General features: G+C 46.7%; 1 protein-coding gene. It reads left to right on the plus strand.

Translation table 11 applies throughout. The features are described from left to right. Positions 1-379: hypothetical protein (locus A2F46_RS12755; RefSeq protein WP_197457676.1), on the plus strand; the 379-nt coding region annotated here is incomplete at its 5' end. Positions 380-535 lie beyond the last annotated feature (156 nt).

Raw genomic sequence — 535 nt, forward strand, 5'->3', positions numbered from 1 at the left:
AGATGGCTTCTGGCTGCCTAAATCCATACCGCTGGATAAATGGCATGCGTTTCTTGATTCTCGTGTTAAAAAAACAGGCAAGCTACTGCAATCCAAAGAAGCCAAAATCCGCTGGGTGAAACAGCTTGAAAAACTAATCAAAGAATGCAGTGATGTGCCTGCGTTTATGGATTATGTCACGGCCAAAAGTTGGGCCAATTTTATCATGCACCCGTCAGTGAAATGGGATGAGGTCATAACACAATCAAACCAACCTAAACCCCCAATTCCTCGACAGCCCAAAGATAAACCACCTACAGGCCCTGAGTCGCCTCCGGTTGATGTCGGCGAAGTCCGAAAAAGCATCCACGACATGCTCAATAAAATCCGCAAAAACTGATCTCCGTGCCAAGGCACTCCTGTGCCCGCTTATCTTGCCATCTCCCATTTTCAGCGTTTAATCTGCCTTCTGAAGCACTACCAAGCCCATTTTAGTCTGGCTCAAGCCTAGAATCTGTAATTGACCGCATCACCGCCTCTAAAAATACCTTCACCG

The organism is Snodgrassella sp. CFCC 13594 (genome assembly GCF_001590725.1).
In the GTDB taxonomy this organism is placed as follows: Bacteria; Pseudomonadota; Gammaproteobacteria; order Burkholderiales; family Neisseriaceae; genus Snodgrassella.